Here is a 14,717-nt window from a genome sequence, read left to right on the forward strand (position 1 = left end):
TGCTCAGCCCGCCTGATCGGAGGCGGCCAACTGCTTCACCACCTCGTCGACGGTGATCGAACCGCTGAGCAGTTGCTGCGAGAGGCGCCCCATCAGGTCGATCGTCTTCGAGGAGAGCGCCACGTGCAGGGCGGGCTTACCGCTCTTCAACTCGCTGACGATCGTGGCAGCGGCCGGGCCGGCCTGCGACACGTCGATGGTGGTGTCGGCGACGATCGCGCCCGCGCCGGAGTAGAAGGCGTTGAGCGCCTCGGTCGACGTCAGCGAACGCACCAGGTCGGCGGCCACCTTCGGGTCCTTCGTCCACTTGGCGACCGCGTAGCCGATGCCCCCGTCGTACGGGAGGCTCGGGGTGGTGCCGGCGGTGACGATCGGGGCCTTCATGACGCCGAGCTTCTCCGGGGTCAGGAACTCGTTGAAGTCCTGCCAGTGCCCGACGTCCGACATGAGACCCATGACGTGGGCGGCCTTGCCGGACTGGAAGAACGCGAAGGAGTCGTTGAACATCGCGGTCGAGTTGGCACCGTCGCTGTTCATCTTCTTGTCCCCGGCCTCCTTCCAGAGCTGGAAGATCCGCTTGACGTTGGCCGAATTCCAGTCGCGCTTGCCGGCGATCCAGGCGTCGTACTCCTGGGCGGTGAGGGTGGTCGAGCCCAGGCTGGAGAGCCAGAACTGGATGCCGACTCCCTCCTTGTTGCCGAGGGCGAAGCACTTGGCGCCGGCCTTGGCGACGGCGGCGCAGTCGGCGACGAGCTTGTCCCACGTGGTCGCCGGGCTCGCCGGGTCGAGGCCGGCCTTCTCGTAGACCGTCTTGTTGTAGTAGATGGGGTAGCCCTGCAACGTCACCGGGCCGCCGTAGATCGTGCCGTCCTTGGTGAACGCGTCCCAGCCGGCCAGCCGCTGCTTGTCCTCGGCCACGTAGTCGGTGAGCGGCACGAGCGCGTCCACCCGGTCGCGGATCTGGCCCCCACCGTTGAACATCATCACGTCCGGGCCCTTGCCGGACTGGATCGCCGCGCCGAGCAGGGTGTAGTACTGATCGAAGGGCTGCGCGACGAATTCGACCGTGACATCGGGGTGCTTCTTCTTGAAGTCCGCCTTCGCTGTGTCCAGATAGGATTTGGCGAACGCCTCACCGGACTTGAAGTCCCATACCACCAGCTTGCCGTCAGAGCTGGTGGACTTACCCGAATCGCTGGCACTTCCACAGCCGGCCAAGGCCAGGCTCACAACGAGGACGGCCGACCATATTGCTCGCTGTCTCATCGGTTGTCACCTTTGAAAGTGGGGTGGCCGGCGGGCGTCCCGCGAGCCAATGTTGATCGGAACGTAACTCGTATGACGTGTGACGTCAATACTCGGTCGTACACTGATCCGGACGTCGTGCCACGGCGAGTCATTCGGAGGGGGACATGACGCCAGCGCAGGAGACAGCCCTGAACAACTCGGTGACCCCGGCGTGGGTGCGTCGACCGACCAACCTCGCCAGGGCGGTCACCGCCGAGCTGGTGGAGCGCATCGTCCGGGGCGTACACCCGTCTGGGACGTCCCTTCCCCCCGAGCCCGTCCTGTGCGAAACGTTCTCGGTCAGCCGGACCGTCGTCCGGGAGGCGGTGAAGATCCTTCAGGAGAAGGGTCTGGTGCAGGTCCGCCAGGGCGCCGGCACCATGGTCACCCCGGAGTCGCACTGGGACATGCTCGACGAGCTCGTCCTCGCGGCCACCATCGCCGTGGACGACAGTCTCGCCATACTCGACGACCTCGTCGTCACCCGGCGGGTGCTGGAGTCCGACATGGCGAACGTCGCCGCCCGCCTCGCCGACGCCGACACCGTCGAGCGGCTGCGCGCCCAGGTGGACCGGATGGACGAGCTCGTCGACGACCACGTGACCTACCACGAGCACGACCGCGCCTTCCACGACACGGTCATGCAGGCGTCCGGCAACCGCATCGCCCGCGGCGTCGTCCGCGCGCTGGAGAGCCAGGTCATCAACACGGCCCGCTACATGGGCCGGACCGAACGCTCCCTGTGCGTGGCGTCCAACAAGGGGCATCGGCGCATCTACGAGCGCATCGCCGCCCACGACCCGGACGGCGCCGCCGCGGCGATGTTCACCCACATCACCGAGGCGTGGCTGGTCCGGCGCAGCGGTAAGCCCGTCCGCCTGCAACGCTGACCCTCGCCGACGACGACGCGGCGCCCACCCCCGGACCCGGGAGCGGACGCCGCCATCTGACGCGAACCGCCGTCACGAGAACTGCGAGAAGAACCTCCAGATCTCACCCTTGGTCCAGGTCGTGATGCCGCTCTCGGCGTAGGTTCCGTCCACCGGCCCCGGCATGTGGCCGTTGTCGAACGCGGCCCACTGCACCGGGTACCCGGCCCGGCAGCCGGAGTAGGTGGTCGTGATGTGCGCCCGGCTGCCCGCCGCCGGCTCGGGCGGGTTCTGGGTGGTGCAACCGTTGTTCCGGACGAACGTGTCGCGCAACGCCCTCCCCTGGGAGATGTTCAGGACGTTGTCCGAGATGCCGTGCAGCCCGAAGTACGCGATGGGCTGCGTGCCGCCGCTGCACCCGCTGATCTGCGCGCCGGAGATGACCGCGACGGCCCGGAAGACGGTGGGCCGCGCGCAGGCGACCGCGTAGCTCATGCCGCCACCCCAACTGAACCCGAGGGCGAAGCGCTGCCTGGGGTTGACGCAGAGGGTGCTCTCGATTCGGCTGATCATGTCGTCGACGAAGGTGATGTCCTCGCCGCCGGAGTTGCCCCAGCCGTTGCCGAATCCTTGGGGGGCGACCAGGATCGCGCTGTTGTTCGACTGCTCCTGCTGCCCGTAGTAGGACCACGCGGTTCCGCTGGTGCCGCCGGAGGAGATCTCCTGCATGGTGCCGCCCCGCCAGTGGAACGCGAAGATCAGCCGGTAGGGGTTGCTGTTGTTGTAGTTGGTGGGCACCCGCAGGATGAAGGTCCGGCTCTTGCCGTTGCTCTGGATCGTGTGCGTGCCGCTGGACAGCGTCGGCGCCTTGCCGCACCCACTACCGCCCGACGGTGGCGGGTTCCCGCCGTCGGTGGGGACGAGCTGCCACTGCTGGTTCGTCCCGTTCCAGTCGGAGTACTGCACGATGTTTCCGCCGTCGGCGGTGGAGGCGCCCTGCACCTCCACGGCCTTGCCGCTGTGCCGGCTGATGAGCCGGACGTACCCGCCGTCCGAGTCGGCCAGCCGGAACTGCTGGTTCGTGCCGTTGAGGTCGGCCCACTGCACGATCGCCCCGCCGTCGGCGGTCGAGAAGTTGCTGACGTCGAGGACCTTGCCCGAATGCCGGGACTTCAACCGGTAGTAGCCGCCGCCCGAGTCCACGAACTGCCACTGCTGGTTCGCGCCGTTGTTGCGCGTCCACTGGCTGATCCGCGCACCGTCGTTGGTGGCCGATCCGTACAGGTCCAGCACCTTGCCACTGTTGCGGTTCACCAGCACGTACCAGGCGTTGGTGTCCACGGTGGCCGCCGCCGCGGGCGCCGTGTCGACCGCGACGAGCATGCCGGCGGTCATGACCGCGGCCGCCGCCGCGGCCAGTGCCGACCGCCAGCGGTGTCTCGGTGCGGAGGCGGGACGAGCCTCAGCGATGGACTTCATGGTCCACTCCTTCGATCGGGGTCACCCACGGGCGCAACGCTCGCGCGTGCCCTGGTGTGTGTGCCGGCGTCCGGTGGTGGCGTCAGCACATGGGGGTGTGGTGCGGGCGGGATGCGGCCGGGCCCGTTCGGAGCGCGGCGGCGCATCCGGGCTCCCGGCGGCCCGCGCGACCCGCGAGTCAGAAGTTAGCGTTCACAACGTCATACGTCAAACGATTCGCATCGATATACTTCACCCGATTCAGCGGTCCCAGGGGCGGGTGGGTATGGTCGCGGCGGCCGGACGGGACGAGCGTGGTCGCGGCTCCACGCGACACCGGTGCGACTATCGCGGAGGCGTGAGATGCGGCGACACGGAATGGTCATCCGGCTCCGACCGGAGCACCGGGAAACCTACCTACGGCTGCACGCCGCGGTCTGGCCCGCCGTCGAGGAGACACTGCGGCAGGCGAACATGCGCAACTTCACGATCTTTCTCCACGACGACCTGCTGTTCGGCTACTACGAGTACGTGGGCGACGACCACGAGGCCGACCAGGCACGCATCGCCGCCGACCCGCAGACGCAGGAATGGTGGACGTTGACCGAGCCGTGCCAGGAGTCGCTGAGCCCGGACGGCGGGTGGACTCCGGTGCCGGAGATCTGGCACCTCGCCGACAAGGACGCCTGACCGCCGCCGCGTCGGCACGGGTCACTCGGGCAGCTTCGCCCCCGACTGCTCGCTCACCATGTACGTCGCGTACCAGTCGGGCCAGTTGTCGTCCCTCGTACCGGTGCGCTTCTCGTGCTCGCCGTGGGCCTCGGCCGCGCGTCGCAGCGCGCTCGCCAGGTCGCTGTCGGAGGTGTACGACGTCCGGCCTCCCTCGACGCGGCCGGGGAGCCTGCTCGTGATCTCCTGCACGAGCCAGGTGTTGCCGTCCGGGTCGTGGAACGTGGCGCGCGAGAAGTAGCTGCGGCGCTCGGGATCCGGCCCGTCGACCGGCCCGTCCGGGCTGACGTGGAAGACGCCGCTCACCTCGACGCCGGCGGAGACCAGGGCGTCGCGCGCCGCCTCGATGTCGGACACCACCAGGTACGTCGTGGCCGAGCCGGGTGTCGCCGACGTGAGCTGGGCGCCGAACTGCACCGAGCAGGCGGAGCCGTGCGGGGTGAACTGGACGATGCCGGGCGGAGTCTGGTCGAGTCGCCACCCGATGCTCTCGTAGAACCCCTTCGCCCGGTCGACGTCCGCCACCGGGATGACGACAACCTCGACCTTTCCGTCGAGGCTCCGCACACTCGCGTCGCCCCGTGTGGCCTTCGGACTCATCGCGGCCTCCTGAACTGGGTGCGGGCGCCGTCGTCGGCGATCACCGGCTGCGCTCGAGCGTCGGCGGTAGGGCCGCAGCGGCGTACCCGGTGTGGCTCGTCCCATGCGGGCCCGGGCTGCTCACTCCTCGCGCGGCGTCCCGAGATGCTCACGCAGCGCCGCCGCGATCTCGCCGGCCGCGCCGAGCTGCTCCGGTGTGAGAGCGTCGACGAACAGCTCCCGGATGGCGCGCAGGTGCGGGAAGGTGGACTGCCGGAACGCCTCGACTCCGGTCGGGGTGAGCAGCACCTCCGCTCCGCGGGGAACGGTCGCGCACTCCTGGCGACGGATGAGCCCACGCCGTTCCATCCGCCCGAGGTGGTGGGAGAGCCGGCTGCGCTCCCACCCGATGTGCGCGGCGAGCGCGGAGGAGCGCATCCGCTGCTCCTGCGCCTCGCTGAGGGCGAGCAGGACGGCGTAGTCCCCCGGCGAGAGCGACGAGTCGGCCTGTAGGCGGGACGCCACCTGGGAGTTGAGGGCTTCCACCGTCTCGACGAAGGAGCGCCAGATCCGCAGCTCGTCCGCGGTCGGCAGCTGACGCCCCCTCCGCCGCTCGGGTGTGGCGCTGGTCATCTCAGCCTCCTGGGGAATTGACGCGTCAATCGGCAGGTTAGCATCATTGACACGTCAACAAGGAAGATCACTTCCCACGCGTCACGATCGGCAACCGCTGAGGAGGGGACGATGACGGCTGAAGGCTTTGAACTGGGGCTCAACTCGTTCGGCGAGGTCGCCAGCGACGGCGACCGGATCCTGAGTGACGCCGAGACGGTACGACTGCTCGTCGAGGAGGCCCGGCTCGCGGAGTCGGTCGGCCTCGACGTGTTCAGCCTGGGCGAGCACTACCGGGAGGGCCACAACGACTCGGCCACCCCGGTGCTGCTCGCGGCGATGGCGACGGCAACCGAGCGGATCCGCCTCGGCACCTCGGTCACCGTGCTCAGCACCAACGATCCGGTGCGGCTCTACCACGAGTTCGCCACCCTCGACGCGGTGTCCAACGGCCGGGCTCAACTGGTTCTCGGGCGGGCGTCGGCGACCGAGTCGTTCCCGCTGTTCGGGTACGACCTGGCGGACTACGAGCGGTTGTTCGAGGAGAAGCTCGACCTCTTCGTCCGCCTCCAACGGGACGAAACGGTCACCTGGTCCGGCACCGTACGGAGCCCCCTGGTCGAGCAGCGACTGCACCCGCGAATGCGACCGGGCGGCATCCCGACCTGGATCGGCGTCGGCGGGAGCCCGAACTCGGTGGTCCGCGCCGCCCGCTACGGGCTTCCGCTCATGCTCGCGATCATCGGCGGGCGTCCGCAGCGGTTCGCCGGCCACGTCGACCTCTACCACCAGGCGCTCGAGCAGTTCGGGAAGCCCGTGCAGCCGATCGCGCAGCACTCGCTCGGCCTTGTCGCGGACAGCGACGAGGAGGCGGTGGAAACATGGTGGCGGTACTGGCAGCCGACCGTGGCGCGGCTCGCCGAGGAGCGCGGCTTCTACAAGCCCGACCGTGCACGCTACGAGGCCGAGATCGACCACGGAGCGCTGTTCGTCGGGTCACCGGAAACGGTCGCCCGCAAGATCGCCGCCGTGGCCCGCGATCTGCGGCTGAGTCGATTCGATCTCAAGTACGACATCATGCACCTGCCTCGCGAGGCACGCGCGCGAACCATCGAGCTGCTGGGCAGCGAGGTCGCGCCGCGGGTCCGGGAGCTGTTGGCGAATAAGCCCACCAATGTCTGACCTCGTGTTCGGCCTCGACACCTTCGGCGACGTGCCGGAGGACGATTCCGGTAAGCCCGTCTCCCACGCCGCGGCGATCCGTCAGGTCGTCGACGAGGCGGTACTGGCCGACGAACTCGGCGTCGACGTCATCGCACTCGGTGAGCACCACCGGCCGGAGTACTCGGTGTCGACGCCGGAGACCGTGCTGGCGGGGATCGCCACCCGCACCTCCCGGATCCGCCTCTCCTCCGGCGTGACGGTGCTGAGCTCCGACGACCCGGTCCGGGTGTTCCAACGCTTCGCCACCGTCGACGCGCTGTCGCAGGGCCGGGCCGAGGTAATCCTCGGTCGCGGCTCGTTCACCGAGTCGTTCCCCCTGTTCGGCTACGACCTGGCGGACTACGACGTGCTGTTCGAGGAGCGGATCGAGCTGTTCGCGAAGCTGCTCGACGAGAAGCCGGTCACCTGGAGCGGCACCACACGTGCCCCACTCACGGACGCCGACGTCTTCCCGAAGACGGAATCGGGACACCTCACCACCTGGGTGGGCGTCGGCGGCTCGCCGCAGTCGGTCGTCCGCACCGCCCGGTACGGCCTTCCGCTCATGCTCGCCATCATCGGCGGCGCTCCGGAGCGTTTCGCACCCTACATCGACCTCTATCGCCGGGCGGCCGACCAGCTCGGCACCACCGCGCACCCGGTCGGGATGCACTCGCCCGGCTTCATCGCCGACACCGACGAGGAGGCGAAGGAGGTGTTCTGGCCGCACTACCGGGTCATGCGGAACCGGATCGGCGCGCTGCGCGGCTGGCCACCGATCCGTCGTGAGGAGTTCGACTCCGAGGTGGAACACGGCTCGCTCTACATCGGCTCCCCGGAGACGGTGGCACGCCGGATGGCCCGTGCCATCCGCAGCGTCGGCGTCGGCCGGTTCGACCTCATCTACACGGCGGGAGCCCAGCCGGTGAGCGCCCGGATGCGCGCCGTCGAGCTCTACGGATCCAGGGTGATCCCGATGGTCCGCGACATCCTCGCCAGCTGATCCATCCGAGGGACGGGAGCAGGGACATGAACGACAACGGCCGCGACAGAGCACAGACCCTCGCCGTCCTCGGGGCCGGCAAGGTGGGCACCGTCCTCGCCCGGCTCGCACTCGCCGCCGGCTACCGGGTGCTCGTCGCCGGCTCCGGCGACCCGGCGAAGATCGCGCTCACCATCGAGGTGCTCACGCCGGGGGCGAGCGCGACCACCGCGGCCGACGCCGTGGCCGGCGCCGACATCGTCATCCTCGCCCTGCCGCTGGGCAAGTACCGTGCGGTCCCCGCCGAGGCCCTGCGCGGCAAGCTCGTCGTCGACGCGATGAACTACTGGTGGGAGGTCGACGGCATCCGCGACGACCTGACCGACCCGCGTACCTCGTCGAGCGAGATCGTCCAGGCGTTCCTGTCCGGCGCACGGGTCGTCAAGGCGTTCAACCACATGGGGTACCACGATCTGGAGGACGAGGCGCGACCGGCGGGCGCCGCCGGTCGCAAGGCCATCGCGATCGCCGGCGACGACGCCGCCGATCTCGCCGCGGTGGCCGCCCTCGTCGACGCGCTCGGCTTCGACCCGGTCGTCGCCGGGGCGCTCGCCGAGGGTGTACGACTCGAGCCGGGCAGCGAGCTGTTCGGCTCCAACGTGAGTGCCGCCGAGGTGCGTGGCATGCTCGACCGGTTTCCCGAATCGGAGCGTGGGCGGATCATTGCCGCCGCGCGAGGCTCCGGACCGCTCGCATGACGCCCCGAGGGGCGAGGCCCGCCTCCGTCAGACCACCCGGGCGACGGCACCGTTGAACGACACGTCCTGCACGGACGGCCGCGGCTGCGGCGCGTCGTCGGCCCGCCACCGCGCCACCGACACGATGCCGGGTTCGACGAGGTCCAACCCTTCGAGCAGGTCGGCGAACTGGTCGGTGCTGCGGGCCTGGAACCGGCCGTCGCGGTTGTTCGCCTCCAGCTTCGCGGTCACCTCGGGCGGCAGGTACTCCCAGGTCACGTGCGAGGCGACGACGTAGCTGCCGGACGGGAGCGCGGCGACGAGGCGGTCGAGGATGGTCTTCGGGGCCTCGTCGTCGCGGATGAAGTGCAGGATGGCCACCAGCATCAACGCGACCGGCTCGTCGAGGTCGATCGTCGTGCGCAGGTCCGGATGGGCGAGGATCCGCTCCGGGTCCCGCAGGTCGGCGTCGAGGTAGGCGGTGCGGCCCTCGGGCGTGCTGTTCAGCAGTGCACGCGCGTGGGCGAGGACGATCGGGTCGTTGTCGACGTACACGACCCGCGCCGACGGGTCGATCGCCTGGGCGACCTCGTGGGTGTTGTCGGCGGTCGGGATGCCCGTACCGATGTCGAGGAACTGGCGGACACCCTGCTGCGCCAGGAAACGCACCGCTCGCTGCAGGAACATCCGGTTTTCGACGGCGGCGAGCCGGATGGTGGGCATCGCGGCCGCGAGCGCGTCGCCGGACTGCCGGTCTGCGGCGAAGTTGTCCTTGCCGCCCAGCAGGTAGTTGTACCTGCGGGCGGGATGCGCGACGGTGGTGTCGATCCGGTCGGCCGCCGAAGGCTCCCCGCTGCGCACCGTCACCCGGGCCTCCCATCGCCGCGTTCTCTCCACAAGGTACACATGTCCGCGCCGCGGTGATGCCCCCTGGCGGGCCGGTGGTCGTCAGCGGACGGGTCCGCCTCGGCAGGGCTCGTCACCGCGTACCCCGGCGACGAGGTCGGCGGTGGTGTGGGCCTGGATGCCGGGCTCACCGCTGTCGGTGTGTCGCGCGACGACCGCGCGGACATGCTGCTCGGCGGGGTCGGCGAGGTCGTCGTAGACGGCCGTGAACAGCTGCCGGGCCGGCTGCCGGAGCCATCCCGCCGGAAGGAGCTCCAGGGGCAGTTGCGGATCGAGGGTGGGAAAGCGCCGGAAGGTGTCCATGACCTCGGTACGTGCCCGCACCGCCTCCGCGCCGTCGACCTGCCCCGCTCGCACCCGGGGCAGCAGGGGCGTCCACCGCCGCAGAAACGCCTCGTAGTGCCGCTCTATCGCGTCGACGTCCCAGGCTTCGATGGGAGCACGTCGGCTGGTCGCGTCGAGTGCGACGTGGCGCCCACGGAACACCGTGGCGCGGCCGGCCGACAGCTGGGCGAGCAGTGCCCGGGCGGGCGGGGTCAGCTCGTACGGCGAGATCCACAGTCCGTCGTACAGCGGCGCGTATCCGAGCCAGCGGAGCTGGCCGCGAAGGGCGCGCCGCTGTGAGCCGCGGTCCTGCGGCAGCGAGAAGGCGATGGTCGTCCAGTGTCCGTCCCACGGCGTCGTCGCGGCGGTGGAGGTCAGGATCCACTGTGCGCCGGCGGAGAGATCGGCGGCGGCGGCCCGACTGAGCCGGTAGGAGCTGCGCCGTCCCTGCCGGCTGCCCTCCAGCACACCTCGACGGGCCAGCCGGCTGATCGCGGCCCGGGCGCCGGCCGTGGTCACCCCCGACTCGGCGAGCAACGCGACGATGGCGGCGGACGGGAGCGCGGCACGGGTCCGCACGGTGTAATCCGCCAGCAGGGTCACCGCGACGCCCTGCGGTGAGGTGCCGGCCTGTCGCCGGGGCAGCCGAAGCGAGTGCTCCCCGTCGTCCGGATAGATCTCCTCGATGTCGAACGGGCTCGCCACAGGCCCTCCGGGCTCGGCTCGGGGACGTTGCCCCGACTGTAGACGGATCGCCGTGGGACACCCGACCCTATCGATCGAGCTACGTCGATTGACACTTATCGGTCCGAGGAGAACACTAACTGCCACGCGACCCACACGGAGCCGGGCAGGGCATGCACACGTCATGGGCGATGCGCGATCACCGCGGGCAGCCGGGAGCGCCCGCGAACGGAACGCGCGCAGCCAGCCACAGCCTGCACAGGTGATCGAAGGAGTCGTCCCCGTGAAGATCAGAAGGAAACTGTTGCTCGGCGCCGCCGTGGCGCTGGTGGCGGCCGGCCTGGTGGTTCCCACCTTCCGGCCCGCGTACGCCGCGTCGCTGGCCGAGGTCACCAGCTTCGGCGACAACCCGGGCCGGATGCGCATGCACGTCTACGTGCCGGACGTCCGCCCGACCAGGCCCGCGGTCGTGGTGGCCATGCACGGCTGCGGCGGGTCAGGCCCCGGCTTCTACTCCGGCAGCGAGTTCGCCGCCCAGGCCGACCGGTACGGATTCATCGTGATCTACCCGACCGCGACCCAGCAGGCCGGGTTCGGCAACTGCTTCGACGTCTGGTCGGACGCCGCCAAGCGCCGCGGCGGTGGCAGCGACCCGGTCTCGATCATGTCGATGATCCGGTACGCGCAGCAGCAGTACGGCGCCGACCCCGACCGGGTCTACGCCACCGGCAGCTCGTCCGGCGGCATGATGACCAACCACATGCTGGCCCTGTATCCCGACGTGTTCAAGGCCGGCGCCGCGTTCATGGGGGTCCCCTACAACTGCTTCGCCAACGCGGCCGACTACCCACCCACGAACAGCCAGTGCACCGGCGGCGCCATGAACCGCACCCCCCAGCAGTGGGGCGACGCGGTCCGCCAGGCGTACCCCGGCTACTCCGGCCCCCGCCCACGGGTGCAGTTGTGGCACGGCACCAACGACACGCTCGTGCCGTACTCGCTGTTGCAGGAGGCGATCGAGCAGTGGACCAACGTGTTCGGGCTCAGCCAGACACCCACCTCCACCGACACGCCGCAGGCCAACTGGAACCGGCGCAGGTACGCCGACACGAGCGGCACCGTCCAGGTTGAGGCGTACAGCATCCAGGGTGCCGGGCACAGCCTGCCGTCCGGCGGCATGGCCGCGTCCGCCATCCAGTTCTTCGGACTGACCAACCCCACCACACCGCCGCCCACCACACCGCCGCCCACCACGCCGCCGCCGACCACCCCACCGCCGGCTCCCGGGGCCTGCCGGGTGACCGTCGACCTCAACGCCTGGAACACCGGGCTGACCGAGAACATCACCGTCACGAACAGCGGCACCGGTGCCGTCAACGGCTGGTCCCTGGTCTTCACCCTGCCGGCCGGGCAGACCATCACCTCGGGCTGGAGCGCCACCTACTCCCCCACCTCCGGGCAGGTGACGGCCAGGAACGTCGGCTACAACGCCGCCATCGCGCCGAACGGGTCGGTGAGCGTCGGCTTCCAGGCCACGCACACCGGCAACACCGCGCGACCGGCTTCGTTCACCCTCAACGGCGCGGCCTGCACGATCGCCTGACAACGACCGGTCCGGGCCCGCCGTGCGGCGGGGCCGGACCGGGTCGTCAGTCCCGACCAGCCGGCGGGATGGGGAAGTTGCGGTTGAAGACGTTGTCCGGGTCGTACGTGGCCTTCACGGCGCGCAGCCGGCTGAGCGTGGGCTCGGGCCAGGCATCCAGCAGCCGATCCGGGTCCGTGTCGGACTCGAAGCTGAGGTACCGGCCGTCGAGGTGCGCGTACAGCGTAGACGAGGGTGACCTGGGCCGTCGGCGGATTGCCGCGGCGTGCGGGAAAGAGGGAGAGAAACTCGTCAGGCGACGATGTGGTCGATGGTCAGGCCGTGCCTGCGTGCCAGGTATCGAGGAACCCGGCGTTGTAGGGGTCCCACCCGTCGGTCGGGCAGCTTGGGTAGGGCGGTCGGTCGACCAACACCCCGCGGTACGAGGCGTCGGTCGCCCCGAACCGCTAGCTACCTGCCGGTACCTGGTCCTTGACCTCGTCGTACCCGACCGCGCCGGGCGCCTCGGTCGGCGCGTAGATCACGCGGAGCACGCCCGTCGGGAACACCTCCGTCGCCGTCACCTTCAGGTGGTACGGCGTCTCGCCCTCGTCGAACAGCCGGCGGCCCTTGCGCGCCGCCACCGGGTGCACCAGCAGGCGCAGCTCGTCGACCAGCCCCGCGGCGAGGAGCTGCTGCACCACCGAGATCGACCCGGGGATCAGGACGCCCTTGCTGCCGGCGTCGGCCCTGAGTTCGGCGACGGCATCGAGGAGATCACCGGAGAGCAGTTCCGAGTTGCGCCAGGAGAACGTCAGCGGCTGGCGCGAGACGACGATCTTGCGTACGTCCCCGAGTTGCTTGGCGAACGACGCGTCGTCCCCGCCGGCGGCCTCTCGCTCGGGCCAGGCTCCGGCGAAGCTGTCGTAGGTCTCGCGACCGATGAGCAGGACGTCGGCGGTGTCGTAGTCCTCACCGACGGCCCGTCCCATGTTGTCGTCGAAGTACGGGAAGTGCCATCCGGGATCGATCTCGGCCACGCCGTCGGCCGAGATGAACAGCGTGGAGATGACCTTTGCCATCGTGGTGCCCCTTCGAAGCAGGTGATGTCGTCACGTGAACCGCCACAGCATCGCAAAACCGTCGGACAGTTACCGACGCCTCGCCGCGTGACCCTGCATCGCCGACACCTCCACGACGTCTACCGGGAACGTGGCGCTCCGCGTCACGCCGGCCACCGTGTAGGAGACCGCGACGGTCTGCCGCCCCGGCCTGCCCGGGTCGTACCCGGCCAGCGAGTACCCGCCGTGGTAGTAGGCCTCGCCGCGTACGTCAACCGGGGTTGGCCTTCACCACCATCGGCGCCTCGGCGTGACGGCGTCGAGCGTCCCGTGACCGGGCCGGTTGCTCATCACCTGCGGTGGCGTGAACGTGACGAAGTCGCGGGTGGTGGCGTAGAGGGTCTGGTTCCTGGTGCGCGGTAGCGGCCGTTCGGGTCGGTGCGGTCGGGCGTGTAGTAGCTACCGGTCGGATACATCGACGACGTCCAGTAGACGACGTACGCCCCGATCGCGGGATCCCAGATGGCCTCCGGCGCGAAGGTCATACCCGCCTCTGGCGGAGCCACGAGGATGTGTCGCTGCTCCGACCAGGTGCGCAGGTCGGTGGACTCCCAGACCTCGATGTAGCGGCTCGCGCCGCTCTGGGCCCAGTCCCAGCCCTGCCATCCGTACGCCCGGCCACGGCTCCCGGCGCCAGTGGCACCGACGTCGGCAGCGTCAGGTTTCCCCGGACGTCGTCGGCGTTGACGATGCTCATCTGCGCCAGCGCCTCCGCTGCCGGCCCGTTCGTTCTGGCGTGCGCCACTTGGCCTCCTTACGCCACGACCAGCGACACGGCCACGACAGCGGCCGCCGCCACGATCAGTGCGCGCATGAGATGAAACGTGGGTCAAGGCTCACGGCACGGCACCCGGACGGTCGGCTCATCCGGTAGCGGCACACGGCGGGGTTGTCAGACCAACGGCGCGTACCACTGAGCGCCGGTGACCCGGATGCGCCGGGACTGCTTGCGATTCCACTCGACCCGCATGCCGTGCCGACGAAGCACCGGAAAGGCGATCTCATCCAACACCTGTTCCAGGTCGGCCTGGTAACGGGCCTGCTGTTCGGCCTCGGACAGAGCGTTGTAGGCGGACTCGTCGAAGTCCGCCGGCGGGTAGACGCCGTAGCCGAGGTGGACCTCGCCGTCCTCGCTCGCGAGCAGCGACTCGGTGTCCTGCTGGTGATACCACACATAGCCGAGCCAGTGTCGGGAGTCGTCGCGCTCGTCGTGGATCTCGGCCGCCGCGCAGGTGCCGCAACAGCTGAAGTTCTCCCTGGCCAACACGCCGACCTCAGTCAGCTCGGCGAAGGCGCGGGTGAGGTTGCTCCGCACCGCTCCCCACTCCCGCTGCTGCTCCCGCCGGGCGGCCAAGGCCCGTTCGTACGCCGAACCGAGCTCCTCGTCGGTGGCGCCGTGACGCTCCTCGTCAACGTCGAAGACGTCGACGAACTCGTCGGCGTCGGCCTCGCCGCGCACGACCCAGTCCCAGACCTCGCCCTCGATCTGCGTGCGCCCCGGCTCCGCGATGCGGTCGGTGAGGAACCGGACGCCCTCCGGGCGATCGTTGTAGATCCATCCACTCACGGCGACGATCCTCACACGTACCTCCGACAGCCCAGGCCGGACCACGAGCCGTGCGACCGCCGGGGGTTGACATGAAG

General features: G+C 69.9%; 15 protein-coding genes. 6 read left to right on the forward strand and 9 right to left on the reverse strand.

The features are described from left to right. Positions 1 to 3: 3 nt before the first annotated feature. Positions 4 to 1,266 (reverse strand): extracellular solute-binding protein, encoded by a 1,263-nt coding sequence (locus tag AB0H52_RS24400; RefSeq protein WP_151489720.1) that lies wholly within the window; start codon positions 1,264 to 1,266, stop codon positions 4 to 6. Between the two features lie 146 nt (positions 1,267 to 1,412). On the opposite strand from AB0H52_RS24400, the gene AB0H52_RS24405 reads away from it, so the two are divergent. Then, positions 1,413 to 2,177, forward strand: a complete 765-nt coding sequence (locus AB0H52_RS24405; RefSeq protein ID WP_151489721.1) for a FadR/GntR family transcriptional regulator — start codon at positions 1,413 to 1,415, stop codon at positions 2,175 to 2,177. Positions 2,178 to 2,249: 72 nt separating this feature from the next. Here the strand turns inward: AB0H52_RS24405 and AB0H52_RS24410 are convergent, their stop codons facing one another. Next, positions 2,250 to 3,635 carry an RICIN domain-containing protein gene (locus tag AB0H52_RS24410; protein ID WP_151489722.1) on the reverse strand — a complete coding sequence of 462 codons (1,386 nt, stop codon included), beginning with the start codon at positions 3,633 to 3,635 and terminating at the stop codon, positions 2,250 to 2,252. A gap of 342 nt (positions 3,636 to 3,977) precedes the next feature. Between AB0H52_RS24410 and AB0H52_RS24415 the strand changes: the two genes are divergently transcribed. After that, positions 3,978 to 4,304 (forward strand): L-rhamnose mutarotase, encoded by a 327-nt coding sequence (locus AB0H52_RS24415; protein ID WP_151489723.1) that lies wholly within the window; start codon positions 3,978 to 3,980, stop codon positions 4,302 to 4,304. 21 nt (positions 4,305 to 4,325) lie between these two features. Here AB0H52_RS24415 and AB0H52_RS24420 read toward each other — a convergent pair whose 3' ends face one another. After that, on the reverse strand, positions 4,326 to 4,943 hold the full coding sequence (locus AB0H52_RS24420; RefSeq protein ID WP_151489724.1) for a VOC family protein: 618 nt from the start codon (positions 4,941 to 4,943) through the stop codon (positions 4,326 to 4,328). 120 nt (positions 4,944 to 5,063) lie between these two features. Continuing rightward, on the reverse strand, positions 5,064 to 5,555 hold the full coding sequence (locus AB0H52_RS24425) for a MarR family winged helix-turn-helix transcriptional regulator (protein WP_151489725.1): 492 nt from the start codon (positions 5,553 to 5,555) through the stop codon (positions 5,064 to 5,066). 111 nt (positions 5,556 to 5,666) lie between these two features. On the opposite strand from AB0H52_RS24425, the gene AB0H52_RS24430 reads away from it, so the two are divergent. The 3 genes from AB0H52_RS24430 to AB0H52_RS24440 are packed head-to-tail and all read left to right on the forward strand — an operon-like array spanning position 5,667 to position 8,477. Next, the gene (locus AB0H52_RS24430) at positions 5,667 to 6,716 is read left to right on the forward strand and encodes an LLM class flavin-dependent oxidoreductase (RefSeq protein WP_151489726.1); all 1,050 of its coding nucleotides are present in this window, start codon (positions 5,667 to 5,669) and stop codon (positions 6,714 to 6,716) included. Next, positions 6,709 to 7,740 carry an LLM class flavin-dependent oxidoreductase gene (locus tag AB0H52_RS24435; RefSeq protein ID WP_151489727.1) on the forward strand — a complete coding sequence of 344 codons (1,032 nt, stop codon included), beginning with the start codon at positions 6,709 to 6,711 and terminating at the stop codon, positions 7,738 to 7,740. Before AB0H52_RS24430 ends, AB0H52_RS24435 begins: the two co-directional genes overlap by 8 nt. Before the next feature lie 26 nt (positions 7,741 to 7,766). Further along, positions 7,767 to 8,477 (forward strand): NAD(P)-binding domain-containing protein, encoded by a 711-nt coding sequence (locus tag AB0H52_RS24440; protein ID WP_151489728.1) that lies wholly within the window; start codon positions 7,767 to 7,769, stop codon positions 8,475 to 8,477. Between the two features lie 27 nt (positions 8,478 to 8,504). Here AB0H52_RS24440 and AB0H52_RS24445 read toward each other — a convergent pair whose 3' ends face one another. Further along, positions 8,505 to 9,323: an SAM-dependent methyltransferase gene (locus AB0H52_RS24445; RefSeq protein WP_151489729.1), complete on the reverse strand. Its 819-nt coding sequence runs from the start codon at positions 9,321 to 9,323 to the stop codon at positions 8,505 to 8,507. A gap of 81 nt (positions 9,324 to 9,404) precedes the next feature. After that, on the reverse strand, positions 9,405 to 10,391 hold the full coding sequence (locus AB0H52_RS24450; protein ID WP_151489730.1) for a PaaX family transcriptional regulator C-terminal domain-containing protein: 987 nt from the start codon (positions 10,389 to 10,391) through the stop codon (positions 9,405 to 9,407). 262 nt (positions 10,392 to 10,653) lie between these two features. On the opposite strand from AB0H52_RS24450, the gene AB0H52_RS24455 reads away from it, so the two are divergent. Next, a complete protein-coding gene (locus AB0H52_RS24455) occupies positions 10,654 to 11,973 on the forward strand; it encodes a PHB depolymerase family esterase (protein ID WP_357950202.1) in 1,320 nt (439 codons plus the stop codon). 46 nt (positions 11,974 to 12,019) lie between these two features. Here AB0H52_RS24455 and AB0H52_RS24460 read toward each other — a convergent pair whose 3' ends face one another. The 3 genes from AB0H52_RS24460 to AB0H52_RS24470 all read right to left on the reverse strand — a co-directional run bounded on the left by AB0H52_RS24460 (position 12,020) and on the right by AB0H52_RS24470 (position 14,640). Continuing rightward, the gene (locus AB0H52_RS24460) at positions 12,020 to 12,313 is read right to left on the reverse strand and encodes a BBE domain-containing protein (protein WP_357950221.1); all 294 of its coding nucleotides are present in this window, start codon (positions 12,311 to 12,313) and stop codon (positions 12,020 to 12,022) included. A gap of 106 nt (positions 12,314 to 12,419) precedes the next feature. Next, positions 12,420 to 13,034 (reverse strand): dihydrofolate reductase family protein, encoded by a 615-nt coding sequence (locus AB0H52_RS24465; RefSeq protein ID WP_151492308.1) that lies wholly within the window; start codon positions 13,032 to 13,034, stop codon positions 12,420 to 12,422. Between the two features lie 931 nt (positions 13,035 to 13,965). Continuing rightward, complete coding sequence (locus AB0H52_RS24470) at positions 13,966 to 14,640, reverse strand: hypothetical protein (protein ID WP_357950205.1); 675 nt, start codon at positions 14,638 to 14,640, stop codon at positions 13,966 to 13,968. Between the last annotated feature and the right edge of the window lie 77 nt (positions 14,641 to 14,717).

The sequence above is a fragment of the Micromonospora sp. NPDC050695 genome, assembly GCF_040654415.1.
GTDB lineage: Bacteria > Actinomycetota > Actinomycetes > Mycobacteriales > Micromonosporaceae > Micromonospora.